The sequence below is a fragment of the uncultured Subdoligranulum sp. genome (assembly GCF_963931595.1).
GTDB lineage: Bacteria > Bacillota > Clostridia > Oscillospirales > Ruminococcaceae > Gemmiger.
Window position 1 is genome coordinate 806,339 of record NZ_OZ007030.1, and the last position, 17,836, is coordinate 824,174.

Consider the following 17,836-nt stretch of genomic DNA (forward strand, 5'->3'; position numbering starts at 1 on the left):
GTCTGCTTGCTACCGGTGTTCCGGGCTGTGCGCCCGCAGATCTATTAGGAGCTTCATAATCCACAATGGCAAATTACAGAGAAGAACAAATCCGCAACAGCCGCCGCCTGGCCCGCCAGATCCTGGGAGCCATCGCGCTGCTGCTGGCCCTGATCGGCCTGTTTACTGTGCTGGGATGGGTGGTCAGCGCGCTGCGCACCGCCCTGGACGATTCCGGCCGGCGGGCGTCCTACGCAGACCGGCTGTACGGTATGGTCATGCTGGATCCGCTTCCCTTTGATGATGTGAGTACGGTGGACCCGGGGGTCTTCAAACAGGCGGCCATCTGGGGCACGGTCTATGAGATCCAGAAAAATGGCGGAAGCCTGGACCAGTATGAGCGTGACCCCGATACCGGTTCGGCCATGATCCCCAAGCTGGAGATCGACACCTATATCTCCAACCTGCTGGGACCGGACTATCCCATCGCGGACGGCAGCTTCAGCACCGACGAGTTTGTCTACCAGTACAACGAGGAAAAACAGTGCTACCTGGTGCCTGTCACCAGCTCGGTGGCACAGTACACCCCGGAAGTGGAGAAGATCTCCACCTCGGGCGGCAAGATGTACGTGACGGTGGGATACATTCCCACCACCAGCAACAGCGCCAGCGGTGAATTGTCCCTGACGGCTCCCACGGACCCCGTCAAGTATATGGACTATGTCTTTACCCGCGGCGAAAACCGCGACTGGTATCTGAGCGCCCTGCAGGAGAGCGAGATGAAGGTGGAAGCCACGCCGACACCTTCGCCCACCGCGGAAGTGACCCAGGACACCCAGTCTCTGGTGGAAAGCCAGCTGAACGCTTCGATGACCGATACGGCCGACAGCACGGCGACGGAAGAACCTGCCGAATCCACGGACAGTGAGCCGGCGGAAAGCACCGACGCCGCTGCCTCCACCGAGGAGTCCCAGGAGGAAACGGACACTGCGGAATCCGAATCCACCGATTCCGCTTCGGAGGCGGACAGCAGTTCGGAAGAATCAGAAGAAGCCGTAGGTTAACTCAAAACACTCAAGCACCCTTGCCCAAAAGGCGGGGGTGCTTTTTTGTGCAAAAAACAGGTGCAATCTTGCGGGGTCTATGCTATAATCTATCCATATATACGGTAAAGAGGTGTATCAAACATGGAAGAATTGCTGCGCATTTTGGAAAAGAATGCCCGTATGCCCATCGAAGATATCGCGGCGATGCTGGACAAGACGCCGGAAGAAGTGGCCGCCATGATGGACGAGGCTGCCTCCAAGGGGTATATCCGCGGCTATGAAACCCTGGTGGACTGGGAGCAGGCCGGGGTGAACCTGGTGGAAGCGGTGATCGAACTGCGGGTGACGCCCCACAAGTCCCGCGGTTTTGACGATATCGGCACCATCATTGCCGGCTTTGACGAGGTGGACACCGTGCTGCTGATGAGCGGCAGCTATGACCTGCAGGTCATCATCAAAGGCCGCAGCTTCCAGGAAATCGCCCTCTTTGTCGCCAAGCGTCTCTCGCCGCTGGACGATGTGATCTCTACGGCCACCAGCTTTGTGCTGCGGGCCTACAAGCGGGGCGGCCGCCTGTATCAGGCCGAGGAGACCGACGAAAGAGAGTGGACTATGCTGTGATGAATTACAACGAACTGCTTGCCCCTGCCGCCCAGGCCATGCGCCCCTCCGGCATCCGCAAGTTCTTTGACCTGGCCAGCGATATGCCGCACTGCATCTCCCTGGGCGTCGGCGAACCGGATTTCAAGACCCCCTGGAGTGTGCGGGATGCCGGCATCCGTAGCCTGGAGCAGGGCCGCACCAAGTATACGGCCAATGCCGGCCTCAAGGAGCTGCGCGCCGAGATCTGCCGGTATCTGGAACGCCGCTTTGACCTGAAGTATGAGGTGCCCCAGGTGCTGGTCACCGTCGGCGGCAGCGAGGCCATCGACCTGGCCATCCGGGCACTGGTCAAACCCGGGGATGAAGTCATCATCCCGGAACCCTGCTTTGTCTGCTATGAACCCATCACCCAGCTGACGGGTGGCGTGCCCGTGCACATTGCCACCCGCGCCGAGGATGGATTCCGCCTTACGGCCCAACAGCTCAAGGCGGCCATCACGCCGCGCACCAAGCTGGTGATCTTCCCGTACCCCAACAACCCCACAGGCGCTGTGATGGGCGTCCAGGACCTGGAGGCCATCGCCGACGTGCTGCGGGATACCAACATCATGGTGCTGTCGGATGAGATCTATTCCGAACTCACCTACGGCCTGGATCGGCATGTCTCCTTTGCCTCCCTTCCCGATATGGCGGAGCGGACCGTCGTGGTCAACGGCTTCTCCAAATCCTACGCCATGACCGGCTGGCGTCTGGGCTATGCGGTGGGGCCGGAACCGGTGATCCAGGTGATGACCAAGATTCACCAGAACTGCATCATGAGCGCGCCCACCACCAGCCAGTATGCCGCCATCACGGCGCTGCGCCAGTGCGACGACCAGATCGAGATGATGCGGGACGAGTACAACCGCCGCCGCCGCTATGTGGTCAAGGCCCTCAACGAGATGGGTCTGACCTGCTTTGAACCCCGGGGAGCCTTCTACGTCTTCCCGTCCATCCAGATCAGCGGCCTGACCAGCGAGGAATTCTGCGAACAGCTGCTGCGGGAAAAGGAAGTGGCCATCATTCCGGGGGACGCTTTCGGTGCCTCCGGCGAGGGTTACGCCCGCATCAGCTACGCCTACAGCGTGGACCATCTGGAAACCGCCATGCGCCGCATCCGGGCCTTCCTGAAGGAACACGGCTGGCTGAAGACCGAATAAGGCGAACACACAAAAGACAGGAACGTGAATCCTATGCGCAAAAAATCCGTCACGGTGCTGGCCCCGGCCAAGCTGAATCTCTCGCTGGATGTGGTGGGCACGATGCCCAACGGCTACCACGATCTGGATATGGTCATGCAGACCATCGATCTGTATGAAAAGATCACCCTGCGCCGCAGCGAGGGGCTCCAGCTGACGCTGCCCGGCAGCTTTGTACCGGTGAACGATAAAAATACCGCCATCAAGGCGGCGCTGGCCTTTTTCCATTACACCGGTCTGCTGGCCGGGGTGGATATGACGATCTACAAGCGGGTGCCCGTGCGGGCCGGTATGGCCGGCGGCAGCGCCGACGCCGCCGGTGTGCTGGTGGGCCTCAACGACCTGTATGATGCCCGGCTCTCCATGAGTGAACTGTGCGCCATCGGCGCGGGCATCGGGGCGGACGTGCCCTTTGCCCTGCTGGGAGGCACCTGCCGGGTGCGGGGCGTGGGCGACCTGATGAAGGCACTGCCGCCCTGCCCGGACTGCTGGTTCGTGGTGGCCATGCCCAGCGTGGGGGTCTCCACCCCCGAGGCCTTCGCCCGGTACGATACCATGGGCAGCCCGGTGCATCCCGACTGCGAAGCCCAGGAGCAGGCCGTGCGGGCCGGGGATCTGGCCGCGGTCTGCAAGGCTGCCGGCAACGCGCTGGAACATTGCTCCGGTGCCCAGGAAACCCCGGCCATCTGCGCGGTGCTGCGGGAAAGCGGCGCCCTGACGGCCCAGATGACCGGCAGCGGTGCAGCGGTATTCGGCGTCTTTGACGACGAGGAAAAAGCCCGTGCGGCCCTGACGGCGCTCAAGCCCGGCTACAAGCAGACCTATCTCTGCCGTCCCACCCGGGGCGGCCCCCGGGTGACGGTGCGCCGTCCCATGAAAAAATAATTTACGCCCGTTTGCGGGGCATCCTTTCTGACCATACTCCCGACGAAGGGAGTGGAGAAGATGAACCGACATAGAAGACGGGTTTGGGAACTGGGCACAGGCCTGGGGTTCCTGCTGACGATTGTACTTACGCTGGTCATGGGCTGGCGGCAAACGGTGGCAGCCCAGGTGCGCGCCGATACCATCCGGCTGCATGTGCTGGCCAACAGCGATACCATCGAAGACCAGCTGCTGAAACTGCAGGTGCGGGATGCCATCCTGGCGGCGCTGCCGGCCACAGTCACCGGGGCAACGACCCCCCGGGAGGCGCAGCAGGCCCTGCAATGCGCATTGCCCGCGCTGCGGGCCGCGGCCAACCGTACGCTGCTGGATGCCCATAGCGGCCAGACAGCCACGGTGCGGCTGGAGACCTTTGCCTTCAGCGCCAGGGACTACGGCGATTTTGTCCTGCCCGGCGGCGATTACACCGCTCTGCGGGTGGAACTGGGCGCTGCCCAGGGACACAACTGGTTCTGTGTGCTCTATCCGGCCCTCTGCGTATCGGGGGCCACGGCGGAATATCCGACCCGGGCGGAAAATGCCCTGGTGTTCGGTCCATATGAAGTGCGTTTCGCGCTGCTGGATGCCCTGCGGGGGCTCTGAGCAAAACGCCAAGAGGGAAACAGACAAACAGGTTTCCCTCTTTTTTCTGTACAACGGGAAAGGATTTTTCTGTATGCTTCATCTGCTTCTGGGGCCTTCGGGCAGCGGCAAATCCCGCCGCATGCTGGCGGAACTGCGCACCCGCGCCGAGCACGGCCAGCGCAGTCTGCTGATTGTGCCGGAACAGTTCACCTCCTCCACCGAGGGACAGCTCTACCGCACGCTGGGGGATACTCTGTCCGCCTTCGTGGAAAGCTACTCCTTCACCTCGCTGGCCGAGACGCTGCTGCGCCGCTACGGCGGTGCGGCGGTGCAGACACTGGACGAGGCAGGCCGGGCACTGCTGGTACGGCGGGCGGTGGATTCGCTGCTGGACCGGGTGGTCTACTACAACCGGCAGCGCCGTTCGGCGGCTTTCTGCGAGAAGGCTGCCCAGACCATCGAGGAACTGAAAAGTGCCGGGGTCACGCCCCAGGCGCTGGCCGACTATGCCCTGGCACCGGGGGCGGACCGGGACAAACTGCAGGAACTTTCCCTCATCTATGGCGCCTACGAAGGGCTGCTGGCCCAGACGGCGATGGATCCCGGCGACCGGCAGCAGCTGGCTGCCCGCTACCTGGATGCAGATTTCTTTGCAGGGCGGGCGGTTTACATCGATGAATTCGATACCTTCAACGCGCCCAAGCGGGCCCTGCTGGCGGCCATGCTGCCGGTGGCGGATGTGACGGTCTGCCTGTGCTGCGACGGCCCGGAGGACCGGGACGGCGGTATGGGACTGTTCAGCGGCGCCAAGGCGGTGGCCAGCAGCCTGCGCCGGATGGCCTCCGACGCCGGTGTGCCGGTGCAGACCGAGACGCTGACCGAGGATCTCCGCCACCGGGACACGCCGGTGCTGGCGGAACTGAACTGGCTGCTCTCCGACCCCACCTACACGCCGGAGCAAACGGTGGACCCGGAGCATCCGGCCATTGTCTGCCATGGGGCGGCCAGCCGTCAGGCCGAGGCCAAGGCGGTGGCGGCGGAGATCGCCGCCCGGGCCCGGGCAGGCATGCCCTACCATCGCATGGCGGTGATCTGCCGGGATGCGGCCCAGTACCTGGGCCCGCTGCGGTATGAATTCCGGCTGCAGAACATTCCGCTTTTCTGTGATGAGGCCACCACACCGGAAAACACGGCGCCCGCCCGGGCGGTGCACGCGGTGCTGGATCTGGCCCGGGGCGGCGTGTCCAGCCGGACGGTGCTGCGGCTGCTCAAGACGGGGCTGGTGGATCTGCCGGAACGGCAGCAGACCGCCCTGGAAAACTACGCCTACACCTGGCCTCTCAAGGCGGCGGACTGGCGGGCGCCCTTTACCCGCAGCGCCGCCGGCTATGCGGACGGGGAGCGGGCCGAGGATGTGCGCACCCGGCAGGATGCCGAGGCGGCCCGTACCTTCCTGATGGAACGCATCCAGAAATACCTGCCCCGCCTGAAGGACGCCAGCGCGGCAGCACTGACCAAACAGATCTATTTGTTCCTGCAGTCCCTGGGCGCCGAGGACACCCTGAATGCGCTGGCAGAAACGCTGCGTGCCCAGGGCCGTATGCCGGAGGCGGACGAGGTTCTGCGGGAGTGGAACGTGGTCATGGGGCTGCTCAACCAGCTGGCCCAGCTGCTGGGGGAGGAAACGCTGCCCCCGGCGGACTACGCGGAACTCTTTACGCTGTTGCTGCGCACCACCGATATGGGCCATATTCCCCAGAGCCTGGACAGCGTGATTCTGACCACGGCGGGCCGTATGCGCCTGCCGGAGACCGACGCCGTGTTTGTGGTGGGCCTGGTGGAAGGGGAGTTTCCCAAGACACCGGGCGACCAGGGACTTCTGACCCATGCCGACCGGGACGCCATGATCCGGCAGGGGGCGGAACTGCCCGACTGCTTTGAAAACAAGGTGTTGCGGGAAGGTGTCTGCTTCTATAAAGCCATGACGGCGGCACGGTCCTTTCTTTGGCTTAGCTGGCCCGGCGCCGCCCACGGGGAGGACGATACTCCGGCCAGCTCGGCGCTGGCGCCGGTGCGCCGTCTGCTGCAGGTGCCCTTTGCGGAACCCGACACTGCCGAACTGGGGGCCTCCCCGGCGGCTGCTCTGGATATCCTGGGCATCATCAGCCAGCAGCCCGGCCGGGAAGGGGAGGGCGAGGCCCTGCGCGCTGCGCTGGATGCCGCCGAAGCCACCCCCCATGCCGCCCCGGGGTACGAGGCGGCGCGCCGTGCGCGGCAGAAGGCGGAACCCACGGTACAGGATACCGCCGCTCTGGAAAAACTGCTGGGGCCGGGACTGCGGGTGAGCCCCACCCGTTTTGAAAAATACCAGACCTGTCCCTTCGGGTATTTCATGCAGTTTGTGCTGCGGGCGGCGCCGCGCCAGAAAGCGGAGCTGGCCCCCAACATCAGCGGTACATTGACCCACTGGGTGCTGGAAAACGCACTGCGCCGCCAGGGGGCGGCCTTCAAGGACCTGAGCGCTGAGGAACTCCAGGCCCTGGTGGAGGAGCTGGTGGAAGAATACACAAAGGCCAATCTGCCGGGTATCACGGTGCGGATGCAGTACCTCATCGAGCGTATCCGCCGCAACCTGGTGGGATTGCTGGGCTTCATCCAGCGGGATCTGCAGCAGTCCGGCTTCCAGCCGGTAGCCTTCGAGCTGCGCATCGACGACCGCCCCGGGGAGGACCCTGCGGCGCCCCGGGTGGACCCGGTGGAGCTGGACGATGGGGCCGGCCATACGGTGCGGATCGTGGGCACGGTGGACCGGGTGGATGCCATGCCCCTGGGGGAACGCACCTATCTGCGGGTGGTGGACTACAAGACCGGCGGCAAGGATTTCCAGCTCAAGGAAGTCTACTGCGGTCTGGACTGCCAGATGCTCCTCTACCTCTTTACGCTGGAACGCAACGCCGGGAACCAATTCCCGGGGGCCACGGCGGCAGGGGTGGAATATCTGTTGGCAGACCCCGCCCCCGAGAGTGTACCCCGGGCCCAGGCCGGGCAGGGGGACACCGAAGGGGAAAACAACTATCCCCTCAACGGCCTGCTGCTGGACGACGAGAGCATCTACCACGCCATGGACCGCCGCTGTACCGGGAATTTTGTGCCGCTGAATTTCAGCGCCAAAACCGGCAAAGTCACCAACGGTAAGAGCCGCCTGGCGGACGAAAAGAAACTGGCCCGGATCCGGGATCACCTGGACGGGCTGCTGAAACAGATGTCCCGGAACCTCTATGGGGGCAAGATCGACGCACAGCCGCTGTGCAGCGGCGGCTGCAGCCCCTGTGCATACTGTGATTTCCGCATTGCCTGTTCCCATCAGGACGGCGAGAACGAGCGCAAGGTGGAGGCGGCGACCGACCCGTTTGCGGAAGAATAAAAGGAGAACACCATGCCGGATACCCACAAAATTCAATTTACCCCCGCCCAGGCGGCGGCCATCGGCGCCCGGGGCGGCAGTCTGCTGGTGTCGGCGGCAGCGGGTTCGGGCAAGACCCGTGTCCTGGTGGAGCGGGTGGTGGGGCTCATCACCGACCCGCATCACCCGGTGGAGGCCGACCGGCTGCTCATTATGACCTTCACCAATGCGGCGGCAGCCAAACTGCGCGCCGATATTGCCACCCGGCTGGCCGATGAGGTCCGGGCCCATCCCGAGGATGTGCGCCTGCGCCGCCAGCAGCTGCTTTTGCAGCGTGCCTCCATCGGCACGGTGGATGCCTTCTGCTTGCATTTCGTGCAGCAGCATTTCGCGGCGCTGGATGTGCCGCCCGACTTCGAGACCGCCGAGGAGGCGGACCTGGCCCGCATCGAGCAGGAGACGCTATCGGATGTGCTGGAGGAAGCCTACCAAGACCCGGACTTCCGCGCCTTTGCCGACCTGTACGACCGCGGCCGCACCGACCAGACGGCGGGCAACGCCGTGCTGGAACTCTATCATTTCAGCCGCTCGCTGCCCCATCCCATGCAGGCGCTGCAGTCCTTTGCGGAACAGTGGCAAAACGGTGAACCGCCGCAGGATACGCCCTGGGGTCAGGATCTTTTGCGCATTGGCCGGGACCGTGCCCGGGGCGCGCAGGCATTGCTGGAAGCGGGCGCCCGCACGGCGGCCCGGGACGAGGCGGCCGATGCTGCCTACACCGCGGTGCTGCAGGATGATGTGGCCCGGGTGGAGTGGCTTTGCCAGAAACTGCAGCAGGCCGACTGGAACGCGGCAGTGGCAGCCCTGGAAGAACTGGGCGGCAGCTGGCGCAAGGCGGGGCGTATCAAGGGCGGCAAAGATTCCAACCCCTCAGCTTTTGCGGCCAGTGAGCTGCGGGACCGCGCCAAAAAGCAGATTGCAGCTTTGCGCACCGACTTTTTGCTTTGCACGGCAGAGGAGTATGAGGAGGACCGCCGCCGCGCGGCCCCTCTGGTGGCGGCACTGGTACGTGTCACCCGGACCTTCGCCGATGCCTGCTTTGCGGCCAAATGCGAGGAAAAACTGCTGGACTACGCCGACTTTGAACACCTGACGCTGGATCTGCTCATCGCGCCGGACGGCAGCCGCACACCCCTGTGCCGCACCGTCAGCGAGCGGTATGCCGCGGTGCTGGTGGACGAATACCAGGACACCAACGCCCTGCAGGATGCCATCTATTTTGCGCTGGCTTCCCCGGCGGGGGATAACCTGTTCTTTGTGGGGGATATCAAGCAGAGCATCTACCGCTTCCGGCAGGCGGACCCGGCGGTGTTTCTGGGCAAGCAGCAGCGCTGGCAGCCCTACCCGCAGCCGGCGCCCCAGCCGGCAACCCTGGCGCTGGATGCCAATTTCCGCAGCGCCCCCGGCGTCATCGAGGGCATCAACTACCTGTTCTCGGTGTTTTTCTCGGAAGGGCTGGGCGGCGTGACCTACGGTGCCGGCCAGCGGCTGGTGGTTGGCAAACCGGACGAAAACTATCCGGGACTCTGCGAGGTGGACGTGCTGGACGGCGCCGACGCGGCAGGGGATGCCGCCGGCATTGCCCGGCGTATTGCCGAGATGGTGAAGGCAGGGTTCGCCGTACGGGACAAGGCGGGCACCCGTCCCTGCCGGTATGACGATTTCTGCATCCTGCTTCGGGGCCGCGCCGATTTCTCGGTCTATGAGGAAGCCCTCCGCGCCGCCGATATCCCGGTGTTTGCCGATACGGCTGCCGACCTGCTGGATGCACCCCACATCCGGCCCTTTGCGGCCCTGCTGCGGGTCATCGACAACCCCGCCCAGGATATTCCGCTGGCGGCGGTGCTGCTCAGCCCGCTGTTTCCCTACACGCCGGACGATCTTGTGGCGCTGCGCCGTGCCTGTCCCCAGGGCAGCCTGTACGGGGCGGTGCTCTACGGCGGACAGCCCCGCTTTGCGGCCTTCACCGAAGCACTGGCGGAATACCGCCGACTGGCCCGCACACTGCCAGTGGACCGTCTGTTGGAAGAACTGCTGGCCCGCACAGGCTATCTGGCGGCGGTGGGAGCACTGCGGGACGGCGCCCGCTGCCGGGAGGATCTTCTGACCTTTGTGGCCTGGGCCGGTGGTGCCGGCCGGGCGGGTCTGGCGGCGCTGGTGCGCGCCATGGATTCCGCGGCGGCCAACGGCGGCCTCAACCAGAGCGGCGGCGGACAGACCCGTCCCGGCTGCGTCAGCATCATGACGGTGCACCGCTCCAAGGGACTGGAATTCCCGGTGGTCTTTGTGGCCAACACGGCGCACCAGTTCAACCAGAGCGATGCCATCCGCCCGGTGCTGACACACAGCCGGCTGGGTGTGGGCGTCATGCTGCGGGCGGGGCAGACCGCCAGGCGGTACAAGACGCTGCCCTACGCGGCGCTGGCCCAGGCCATCCGCACCGAGACCCTCAGCGAGGAGATGCGGGTGCTTTACGTGGCGCTGACCCGTGCCCAGGACGCCCTCATCGTGACGATCCCTCTCAAAAAGACCGACAGTTCCCTCAAGACGCCGGCTCTGTGCGCGGCTGCCGAAGCCACCGGCCCGGAGGCTATGCAGGGAATGAACAGCTGGGCGGGCTGGCTGCTGACGGCGGTCCTGCTCCATCCCGAGAGTGATGCGCTGTGGGCCCATACGCCGCTGCTGCCCCACCATCTGCCCACCCGGGTGCCGCTGACTGTCCGATTGCTGTCGGCGCCGGAAGCGCTGCCGGAACCGCCGGCCCGGCCCGAGGCGGCCCCCGACGAAGAACTGCGCCGTGCGCTGGAGAAGACCTTTGCCTGGCAGAATCCCCAGGAGATACTCCAGAAGATCCCCGCCAAGGTCAGTGTCAGCGCGGTGGCCCACGCGGCGCGCCCGGTGGCGCTGGAACGTCCGGCGTTTTTGCAGAAGAGCGGTATGACCGGCGCCGAGCGCGGCACGGCCATCCATGCCTTCCTGCAGAGCGTGCCCTTTGACGGCCCGGCGCCCGACCTGCGGCAGGAGGTGCAGCGGCAGGTGGACCGCAGACTGCTGGACCCCGACTTGGCCGACAAGCTGGATCTGGCGCGGGTACAGCCCTTCTTCGAGAGCGGCGTCTGGCGCCGCATCAGGGCAGCGCGCCGGGTACTGCGGGAGGAACCCTTCATCACGGCACTGCCCGCCTCCCGGGTGACGCCCGAGGCAGGGGACAGTGATGCCGAGGTGCTGGTGCAGGGCATCGCCGACCTGGTGCTGGTCTTTGACGACCACGCCGAGATCTGCGACTACAAGACGGACGGCAGCAAGGATCCCGACTACTATAAAAAGGAATACGCCGCCCAGCTGCGCCTGTACCGGTACGCCTTTGCGCTGCGGCTGGGGGTGCCGGTCACCAGGCTGACCATCTACAGTTTCGCCCTGGAACAGGAGATCGACATCCCCCTTTCGGACAGATAACATACGTACTGCCGCCAAGAAAATCTGCAAAAAATGCGGCAGGAAACCTTGACTTAGACCCGCGGTTGTGCTATTATGATAGCACCTCTTTTGCGGGTTTATTTTTTATGCCCTTTTTCCGGGGCGGCCCGTAAGCGCGAGGGAGGCTTATTAACCGATAATGGAGGTGCCGAACAATGACTGTCAAGATCACCCTGGCTTGCACCGAGTGCAAGCAGCGCAACTACAACAAGGAGAAGAACAAGAAGAACTCTCCCGATCGTCTTGAGATGAAGAAGTATTGCCGTTTCTGCAAAAAGCATACCCTTCACCGCGAAACCAAGTGAGGATAGGAGCTTAGAGATGGCGGATAAGAAATCTTCGAACACCGCAGCCCAGGCTCAAAGCGACAAAAAGAAAAAGACCTCATTTTTTGGCAAGGTCAAGAACTTTTTCAAAGGCATCGCGAAGTATTTCAAAGATACCAAGAGCGAGCTGAAAAAGGTGGTTTGGCCCAGCAAAAAGGATGTCAAGACCAACACCGTCACGGTGATCGCGGTCGTGCTGATCGCGGCCATCGTGCTGATTGTGCTGGACCTTATCTTCGGCGGCGCGATCCATCTAGTGGTCGGCGCCTGAGCGCTTGAGCGGAGGCATGACCAATGGCTGAACAGGCAAACTGGTATGTGGTGCATACCTATTCCGGCTATGAGAACAAGGTCGCACAGGACCTGATGACGATGGTGGAAAACCGCCGTCTGCAGGACCTGATCTGCGATGTCAAGGTTCCGACCGAGACTGTGATCGAGGAAGTGCTGGACAAGACCGGCAACAAGACCGGCGAAAAGGAAGTCCAGCGCAAACTCTACCCCGGTTACGTCTTCGTCAAGATGGTCATGAACGACAACACCTGGTACATCGTGCGCAACACGCGCGGCTGCACCGGTTTCGTCGGCCCGGAGTCCAAACCCGAGCCGCTGACCGAGGCAGAGGTGGCCAAGATGGGCGTTGAGACCACAGCCGAACTGCAGGTCGACTACAAAGTCGGCGACACGGTCGAGATCACTGCCGGTCCGATGGAAGGTTCCGTCGGCACCGTGGAGGAGATCGACATTCCCGCGCGCAAGGTGCGCGTGAAGATCACGATGTTTGGCCGCGAGCTGCCTGCTGAACTGGAGCTCCATCAGGTCAAACTGTTCTGAGAAACTTCTCGGAACGCAAGCAATTTCCGGTAAGAACCGCGAACGGGCCAAGACCCGGGGTACGGTTTTTATAGGGTATGCGGCCGTCGCATACCCGTGGGAGGCCTGCACCGCGGGCCGCAACTCACCACAAAATTTGGAGGTGCAAGTATCATGGCACAGAAAATCACTGGCTACATCAAGCTGCAAATCCCCGCCGGCAAAGCGACTCCGGCTCCCCCCGTTGGTCCTGCCCTGGGCCAGAAGGGCGTCAACATCATGGCGTTCACCAAGGAGTTCAACGAGCGTACCAAGAACCAGATGGGCATGATCATCCCCGTCGTCATCACCGTCTACGCTGACCGCTCCTTCAGCTTCATTACCAAGACCCCCCCGGCGCCCGTTCTGATCAAGAAGGCTGCCGGCATCGACACCGCCTCCGGCGTGCCGAACAAGAACAAGGTCGGCTCCATCACCCTGGCCCAGGCCGAGGAGATCGCCAAGACCAAGATGCCCGACCTGAACGCTGCCTCTCTGGAGGCCGCCGTCAGCATGATCAAGGGCACCGCCCGCAGCATGGGCGTTACCGTTGAGGGTTGAACAGGAGGGGAATAAGCAATGAAACACGGCAAGAAATATACCGATGCTGCCAAACTGATCGAGAGCAGCAAGACTTATGATCCGGCCGAGGCCCTGGAGCTCTGCTGCAAGACCGCGACCGCGAAGTTCGACGAGACCGTCGAGCTGCACGTCCGTCTGGGCGTTGACAGCCGTCACGCTGACCAGCAGGTCCGTGGCGCCGTTGTTCTGCCCAACGGTACCGGTAAGAACGTCCGCGTCATCGCCATCGCCAAGGGCGAAGCCGCCAAGGCTGCCGAGGCTGCCGGTGCGCAGGAGGTCGGTGACGACGATCTGATCGCCAAGATCCAGGGCGGTTACCTGGACTTCGACGTTCTGGTTACCACTCCCGACATGATGGGCCGCGTTGGCCGTCTGGGCAAAATCCTTGGTCCCCGTGGCCTGATGCCCAACCCGAAGGCCGGCACTGTGACCCCCGATGTCGGCAAGGCTGTTACCGATGCCAAGGCCGGTAAGATCGAGTACCGTCTGGACAAGCAGAACATCATCCATGTGCCCATCGGCAAGGCCTCTTTCGGCCCCGAGAAGCTCATGACCAACCTGGATACCGTTCTGGATGCCATCGCCAAGGCGAAGCCCGCTGCGGCCAAGGGCCAGTACTTCAAGAGCGCGACCGTCGCCACCACCATGGGCCCCGGCGTCCGCGTTGCCACCAACAAGTACGGTGTCTGATCCAGCGTTTGCTGAATTTTAAAAAGTACTTGACAAACGTACGTTTGTGTGCTATATTATCTAAGCTGTTTTTAAGACAGCAGGTGCCGCAAGGCATAATGGGGTAACCCACCTGCCGAGAAACGTGCGTTTGATTGCTGTGCTTTCAAGCCCTTTTCCCGGCGACGGGAGAGGGGCTTTTCTGTTTACACGAAAAGCCGCTTACCGTTACCAAACTGTAAGTGGAACGAGGTGAAATTCAAATGCCCAGTGCAAAGATTCTGGAATCCAAGAAGGCTCTTGTCAAGGCCCTGAACGAGGAGATCTCTTCTTCTCTGGCCGGTGTGGTTGTCGCGTACAACGGCATCAGCGTGGCCGACGACACCAAGCTGCGTAAGGACCTGCGTGAGGCCGGCGTGCACTACATGGTCGTCAAGAACACCATGCTGCGTCTCGCTGTCAAGGACACCCAGTACGAGGCTCTGGCCGACTACTTCAAGGGTGACACGGCCATCGCTCTGTCCCCGGAGGACCCGGCTGCTGCGGCTCGCATCCTGTGCAAGTTCGCTGACGCTGACAAGTCCAAGCGCTTCGTCGTCAAGGGTGGTTTCTGCGATGGTCAGGTGATGGATGCCGCCGGTATCAAGAGCCTGTCTACCATGCCCAACCGCGAGGGTCTGCTCTCCATGCTGGCCGGCTCCCTCAACGGGATCATCGGCGGTCTGGCTGTCGCCCTGCAGGCGGTTGCCGACAAGCAGGAGGAACCCGCTGCCTGATTGTAAATCAAGCTGCATGAGCACCCCGGCGCAGTGCTCGTTCAATCCATGCGCCGCTTAAACACCAAATTATAATGGAGGTAACTACCATGGCTTCTGAGAAGATCACTGCCATTGTCGAGTCTGTCAAGACTATGACTGTTCTGGAGCTCAAAGAGCTCGTTGACACCATCTGCGAGGAGTTCGGCGTTTCCGCTGTTGCCGCTGCTGCTCCCGCTGCCGCCGGCGCTGCTGCCGCTCCCGCTGAGGAAGAGAAGACCGAGTTCGACGTCATCCTGAAGGATGTCGGCGCCAACAAGATGCAGGTCATCAAGGCTGTCAAGGAGCTGACCGGCGCTTCCCTGATGGAGGCCAAGAAGCTCGTCGAGACCCCCGATGCCAAGCTGAAGGAGCAGGCTTCCAAGGCCGATGCCGAGGAGATGCAGAAGAAGCTGGAAGAAGTCGGCGCCAAGGTCGAGCTGAAGTAATTCAGTTTTCCGGACTGATTCACAACACCGCATGGTTTCACCGCCATGTGGTGTTTTTTGTTTTGCACACAAAAACAGCACGGTGCCGTAAGGCATCGCGCTACCGGGAGATCCGTATCAGAAAATGGGCTGCCGCCGCGCGGTATTGCGGGGGCTCTTCTCGGGCGGCAGGCCGGTGCATTTGCCGTACATATCCTTCAAAAGGACGTTGCGTCGTACAATCCCGATGAATACATTGCGGTCATCCACCACCGGCACGAAGTTCTGGTCGATGGCGGCCCGCAGCAGGGTGGGCATATCGGTGGTGACGGTCACCGCCTTGTAATCCCGGCGCCGGGGGAAGCTGGCGATGGGTACATCCTCGCTGGCCTCCAGGTCCAGCCCGTGGAGGTTTTTCATGCCCCACAGGATGTCGCCCTCGGTGATGGAGCCCACATACTCGCCGTTGCGCTTCAGAACGGGGATGGTGGCGAAGCGCTGGTTGGACCACTTCTCCAGCGTCTGGCGCAGGGTGAAGTCTTCGTAGATGTACAATACGTCCTGCTTGGGTGTCAAAAAGAACAAAAGATTCATGCTTGAATGCACTCCTTTTGGTGGTAGTGTTGGTTCTATAATCAGTATATACGTTCGACCTGTAAACTTTGTGAATGGATTGTTAAAAAACAACCGCTCAGATTTTTCTTGAAAAAAGACTGTTCAAACGGGAAAAAGTGGTGTATAATAAACTTAATTAAGCCCAACAAAGGAGGATCGCAGATGATCACCAAGGTGAATCCTTACGGACATATCTCTTTGACCAACGATTATTTCTCCGGCCTGGTGGAGCAGGCGGCCAAACAGTGCTACGGCATCGCCGCCATGGGACAGGCCCCGGCGGAAAGCGTTGTGCGCAATGCGCTGCGCACCGGCAGTCTGCCGCCGAAGGGCGTCACCGTCACGCAGGAGGGCGGACGTCTGGTCATCGCGCTGCATATTAAAGTGGGGTATGGGCTCAATATCTCTACCATTACGCAAAGCATCACGCACCGCGTCAAGGACGAAGTGGAGCATGCCACCGGCCTGAAGGTTGCGCGCATTGATGTGTATGTGGATGATATTCTGGCAGATTGAAACATGAGGTGTAACATACGATGATTACTGGTCAGATCCTGCGCGACGCCATTCTTTCCGGCGCCAACAATATTGCCAATCAGCGCACCCGGGTGGATGAGCTGAATGTTTTCCCTGTTCCGGACGGTGACACCGGCACGAATATGAGCATGACGGTGGGTGCCGCCACCCGGGAACTGGAAGCCCTGTCCGACAGCTGCACGGTGGCGGAAGCAAGCAAGACGGCTGCCTCCGCCATGCTGCGCGGCGCCCGCGGCAACTCCGGCGTTATTACCAGCCTGCTGTTCCGTGGCTTTTCAAAGGCCCTGAAGGACAAGACCGAGGCCAGCGCCGCCGATCTGGCAGCGGCGCTGCAGATGGGTGTTGACGCAGCCTACAAGGCCGTCATGAAGCCCACCGAGGGCACCATCCTGACCGTCACCCGTCTGGCGGCGGAGAAGGCCCAGCAGTGCACCGAGATGGAAGTCCCCGCCATGTGGGACGCCATGCTGGAGGCTGCCCAGACCGCTCTGGATGACACGCCCAATCTGCTGCCTGTGCTGAAGAAGGCCGGCGTGGTGGATGCCGGCGGCCAGGGTATTCTGCTGGTCTTCGAGGGCATGAAGCAGGTCTTTGACGGCGGCGAGATCATCGCCGGTGCCGAAGTGGCGGCCAAACCCAAAGTTTCCAGTGAGTCTGCCGGCAAGGGAGTCTTTGCCGACGACCTGATGAAGGTGGAGGACATCAAAAACGGTTACTGCACCCAGTTCCTGCTCCACAAGAATGCCGATGCCAGTGTAACCCGTCTGCGCGCCTTCCTGGAGTCCAACGGTGACTCTGTGGTGGTCATTGAGGACGACGACGTGGCCAACTGCCATGTGCATACTTCCGACCCCGGCATGATGCTGTCGGAGGCCATCAAGTACGGCTACCTGACCGACTTCAAGATCGAGAACATGCATGAACAGTTCCTGGCCCGCCAGAAGCAGGGCAAGGGGCTGGAGAAGCAGGCCCAGGCCGAGGAAAAGAAGGAGAGCGAGTTCACCTACGCTGCGGTGGATCCCGAGCGGGAGTACGGCTTTGTGGCCGTGGCTGCCGGCGAGGGTCTGAAGAATGTCTTCACCGACCTGGGCGTGGATGCCGTGGTCAGCGGCGGCCAGACGATGAACCCCTCTACTGAGGATATTCTGGCGGCCATCCAGAGCGTGCCGGCCAAGACGGTGCTGGTACTGCCCAACAACAAGAACATCATCATGGCCTCCGAGCAGGCGCAGAAGCTGGCGGACCGCAAGGTCATTGTGCTGCCCACCCGCACGGTACCCCAGGGCATGACGGCCATGCTGAACTTTGACCCTGAGGTCAAGCCCGACGAAAACGCCGTCAACATGATGCAGGCTGCGGACCGCGTGAGCACCGGTCTGGTGACTTACGCCGCCCGGGACAGCGAGTTCGACGGCAAACCCATCAAGAAGGGTGAGATCATGGCGCTGGAGAACGGCAAGATCGTGGCCACCGGCACCGACATCGTCAAGGTCACCTACCGTCTGGCCCGCTCCATGCGCAAGAAGGACACCCAGTTCATCACGGTGATCTCGGGCTGTGATGTGAGCGACGAGGACGCCGAGCACACCACCGATCTGGTCCGCGCCAAGTGCGGCGGCAACATTGAGGTCAGCCATATCAGCGGCGGTCAGCCGGTGTATTACTACATGATCTCGGTGGAGTAAGCGGCAAGCAAACAAGACAAAAGGCGAATTTGG

The 17,836-nt window shown here is 62.3% G+C and carries 17 protein-coding genes and 1 other annotated feature; of the genes, 16 read left to right on the forward strand and 1 reads right to left on the reverse strand.

Features of this window, described 5'->3' with window-relative positions; all coding sequences use genetic code 11:
* Positions 1–65 precede the first annotated feature (65 nt).
* The 14 genes from ABGT73_RS03810 to rplL all read left to right on the forward strand — a co-directional run bounded on the left by ABGT73_RS03810 (position 66) and on the right by rplL (position 14,987).
* Complete coding sequence (locus ABGT73_RS03810; RefSeq protein WP_346668507.1) at positions 66–1,043, forward strand: hypothetical protein; 978 nt, start codon at positions 66–68, stop codon at positions 1,041–1,043.
* Between the two features lie 123 nt (positions 1,044–1,166).
* Complete coding sequence (locus ABGT73_RS03815) at positions 1,167–1,646, forward strand: Lrp/AsnC family transcriptional regulator (RefSeq protein ID WP_346668508.1); 480 nt, start codon at positions 1,167–1,169, stop codon at positions 1,644–1,646.
* Entirely contained in the window at positions 1,646–2,827 is a 1,182-nt protein-coding gene (locus ABGT73_RS03820; protein WP_346670305.1) for an aminotransferase class I/II-fold pyridoxal phosphate-dependent enzyme, read from the forward strand. The genes ABGT73_RS03815 and ABGT73_RS03820 overlap by 1 nt, the downstream gene beginning before the upstream one ends.
* Before the next feature lie 33 nt (positions 2,828–2,860).
* Positions 2,861–3,751, forward strand: a complete 891-nt coding sequence (gene ispE, locus ABGT73_RS03825; RefSeq protein ID WP_346668509.1) for a 4-(cytidine 5'-diphospho)-2-C-methyl-D-erythritol kinase — start codon at positions 2,861–2,863, stop codon at positions 3,749–3,751.
* A gap of 60 nt (positions 3,752–3,811) precedes the next feature.
* Complete coding sequence (locus tag ABGT73_RS03830) at positions 3,812–4,393, forward strand: stage II sporulation protein R (RefSeq protein ID WP_346668510.1); 582 nt, start codon at positions 3,812–3,814, stop codon at positions 4,391–4,393.
* Between the two features lie 73 nt (positions 4,394–4,466).
* On the forward strand, positions 4,467–7,799 hold the full coding sequence (locus ABGT73_RS03835) for a PD-(D/E)XK nuclease family protein (protein WP_346668511.1): 3,333 nt from the start codon (positions 4,467–4,469) through the stop codon (positions 7,797–7,799).
* A gap of 12 nt (positions 7,800–7,811) precedes the next feature.
* Entirely contained in the window at positions 7,812–11,294 is a 3,483-nt protein-coding gene (locus ABGT73_RS03840) for a UvrD-helicase domain-containing protein (protein WP_346668512.1), read from the forward strand.
* A gap of 176 nt (positions 11,295–11,470) precedes the next feature.
* Complete coding sequence (gene rpmG / locus ABGT73_RS03845) at positions 11,471–11,620, forward strand: 50S ribosomal protein L33 (protein WP_007046681.1); 150 nt, start codon at positions 11,471–11,473, stop codon at positions 11,618–11,620.
* Between the two features lie 16 nt (positions 11,621–11,636).
* On the forward strand, positions 11,637–11,912 hold the full coding sequence (gene secE / locus ABGT73_RS03850) for a preprotein translocase subunit SecE (protein ID WP_346668513.1): 276 nt from the start codon (positions 11,637–11,639) through the stop codon (positions 11,910–11,912).
* A 23-nt stretch (positions 11,913–11,935) separates the two neighbouring features.
* Positions 11,936–12,475 carry a transcription termination/antitermination protein NusG gene (gene nusG, locus ABGT73_RS03855; RefSeq protein ID WP_007046679.1) on the forward strand — a complete coding sequence of 180 codons (540 nt, stop codon included), beginning with the start codon at positions 11,936–11,938 and terminating at the stop codon, positions 12,473–12,475.
* 153 nt (positions 12,476–12,628) lie between these two features.
* Positions 12,629–13,054 (forward strand): 50S ribosomal protein L11, encoded by a 426-nt coding sequence (rplK, locus tag ABGT73_RS03860; protein WP_007046678.1) that lies wholly within the window; start codon positions 12,629–12,631, stop codon positions 13,052–13,054.
* A gap of 18 nt (positions 13,055–13,072) precedes the next feature.
* Positions 13,073–13,765 (forward strand): 50S ribosomal protein L1, encoded by a 693-nt coding sequence (rplA, locus tag ABGT73_RS03865; RefSeq protein WP_346668514.1) that lies wholly within the window; start codon positions 13,073–13,075, stop codon positions 13,763–13,765.
* A 52-nt stretch (positions 13,766–13,817) separates the two neighbouring features.
* Positions 13,818–13,957: a sequence feature (ribosomal protein L10 leader region), on the forward strand.
* Between the two features lie 50 nt (positions 13,958–14,007).
* Complete coding sequence (gene rplJ / locus ABGT73_RS03870; RefSeq protein ID WP_346668515.1) at positions 14,008–14,520, forward strand: 50S ribosomal protein L10; 513 nt, start codon at positions 14,008–14,010, stop codon at positions 14,518–14,520.
* 89 nt (positions 14,521–14,609) lie between these two features.
* The gene (gene rplL, locus ABGT73_RS03875; protein WP_346668516.1) at positions 14,610–14,987 is read left to right on the forward strand and encodes a 50S ribosomal protein L7/L12; all 378 of its coding nucleotides are present in this window, start codon (positions 14,610–14,612) and stop codon (positions 14,985–14,987) included.
* Between the two features lie 117 nt (positions 14,988–15,104).
* On the opposite strand, the gene ABGT73_RS03880 is transcribed toward rplL, so the two are convergent.
* On the reverse strand, positions 15,105–15,560 hold the full coding sequence (locus ABGT73_RS03880) for a CBS domain-containing protein (RefSeq protein ID WP_346668517.1): 456 nt from the start codon (positions 15,558–15,560) through the stop codon (positions 15,105–15,107).
* 183 nt (positions 15,561–15,743) lie between these two features.
* On the opposite strand from ABGT73_RS03880, the gene ABGT73_RS03885 reads away from it, so the two are divergent.
* Together ABGT73_RS03885 and ABGT73_RS03890 are read left to right on the forward strand one after the other, a co-directional pair.
* Positions 15,744–16,097: an Asp23/Gls24 family envelope stress response protein gene (locus ABGT73_RS03885; RefSeq protein ID WP_007046673.1), complete on the forward strand. Its 354-nt coding sequence runs from the start codon at positions 15,744–15,746 to the stop codon at positions 16,095–16,097.
* Positions 16,098–16,117: 20 nt separating this feature from the next.
* Entirely contained in the window at positions 16,118–17,803 is a 1,686-nt protein-coding gene (locus ABGT73_RS03890) for a DAK2 domain-containing protein (RefSeq protein ID WP_346668518.1), read from the forward strand.
* Positions 17,804–17,836 lie beyond the last annotated feature (33 nt).

Coding starts and splice junctions, on each gene's coding strand:
- rplK (WP_007046678.1), top strand. CDS start 12,629: ATGGCACAGAAAATCACTGGCTACATCAAGCTGCAAATCCCCGCCGGC.
- secE (WP_346668513.1), top strand. CDS start 11,637: ATGGCGGATAAGAAATCTTCGAACACCGCAGCCCAGGCTCAAAGCGAC.
- ABGT73_RS03810 (WP_346668507.1), top strand. CDS start 66: ATGGCAAATTACAGAGAAGAACAAATCCGCAACAGCCGCCGCCTGGCC.
- ABGT73_RS03830 (WP_346668510.1), top strand. CDS start 3,812: ATGAACCGACATAGAAGACGGGTTTGGGAACTGGGCACAGGCCTGGGG.
- nusG (WP_007046679.1), top strand. CDS start 11,936: ATGGCTGAACAGGCAAACTGGTATGTGGTGCATACCTATTCCGGCTAT.
- ABGT73_RS03820 (WP_346670305.1), top strand. CDS start 1,646: ATGAATTACAACGAACTGCTTGCCCCTGCCGCCCAGGCCATGCGCCCC.
- ABGT73_RS03840 (WP_346668512.1), top strand. CDS start 7,812: ATGCCGGATACCCACAAAATTCAATTTACCCCCGCCCAGGCGGCGGCC.
- rplL (WP_346668516.1), top strand. CDS start 14,610: ATGGCTTCTGAGAAGATCACTGCCATTGTCGAGTCTGTCAAGACTATG.
- ABGT73_RS03835 (WP_346668511.1), top strand. CDS start 4,467: ATGCTTCATCTGCTTCTGGGGCCTTCGGGCAGCGGCAAATCCCGCCGC.
- ABGT73_RS03880 (WP_346668517.1), bottom strand. CDS start 15,560: ATGAATCTTTTGTTCTTTTTGACACCCAAGCAGGACGTATTGTACATC.
- ABGT73_RS03885 (WP_007046673.1), top strand. CDS start 15,744: ATGATCACCAAGGTGAATCCTTACGGACATATCTCTTTGACCAACGAT.
- rplA (WP_346668514.1), top strand. CDS start 13,073: ATGAAACACGGCAAGAAATATACCGATGCTGCCAAACTGATCGAGAGC.
- ABGT73_RS03890 (WP_346668518.1), top strand. CDS start 16,118: ATGATTACTGGTCAGATCCTGCGCGACGCCATTCTTTCCGGCGCCAAC.
- rpmG (WP_007046681.1), top strand. CDS start 11,471: ATGACTGTCAAGATCACCCTGGCTTGCACCGAGTGCAAGCAGCGCAAC.
- ABGT73_RS03815 (WP_346668508.1), top strand. CDS start 1,167: ATGGAAGAATTGCTGCGCATTTTGGAAAAGAATGCCCGTATGCCCATC.
- rplJ (WP_346668515.1), top strand. CDS start 14,008: ATGCCCAGTGCAAAGATTCTGGAATCCAAGAAGGCTCTTGTCAAGGCC.
- ispE (WP_346668509.1), top strand. CDS start 2,861: ATGCGCAAAAAATCCGTCACGGTGCTGGCCCCGGCCAAGCTGAATCTC.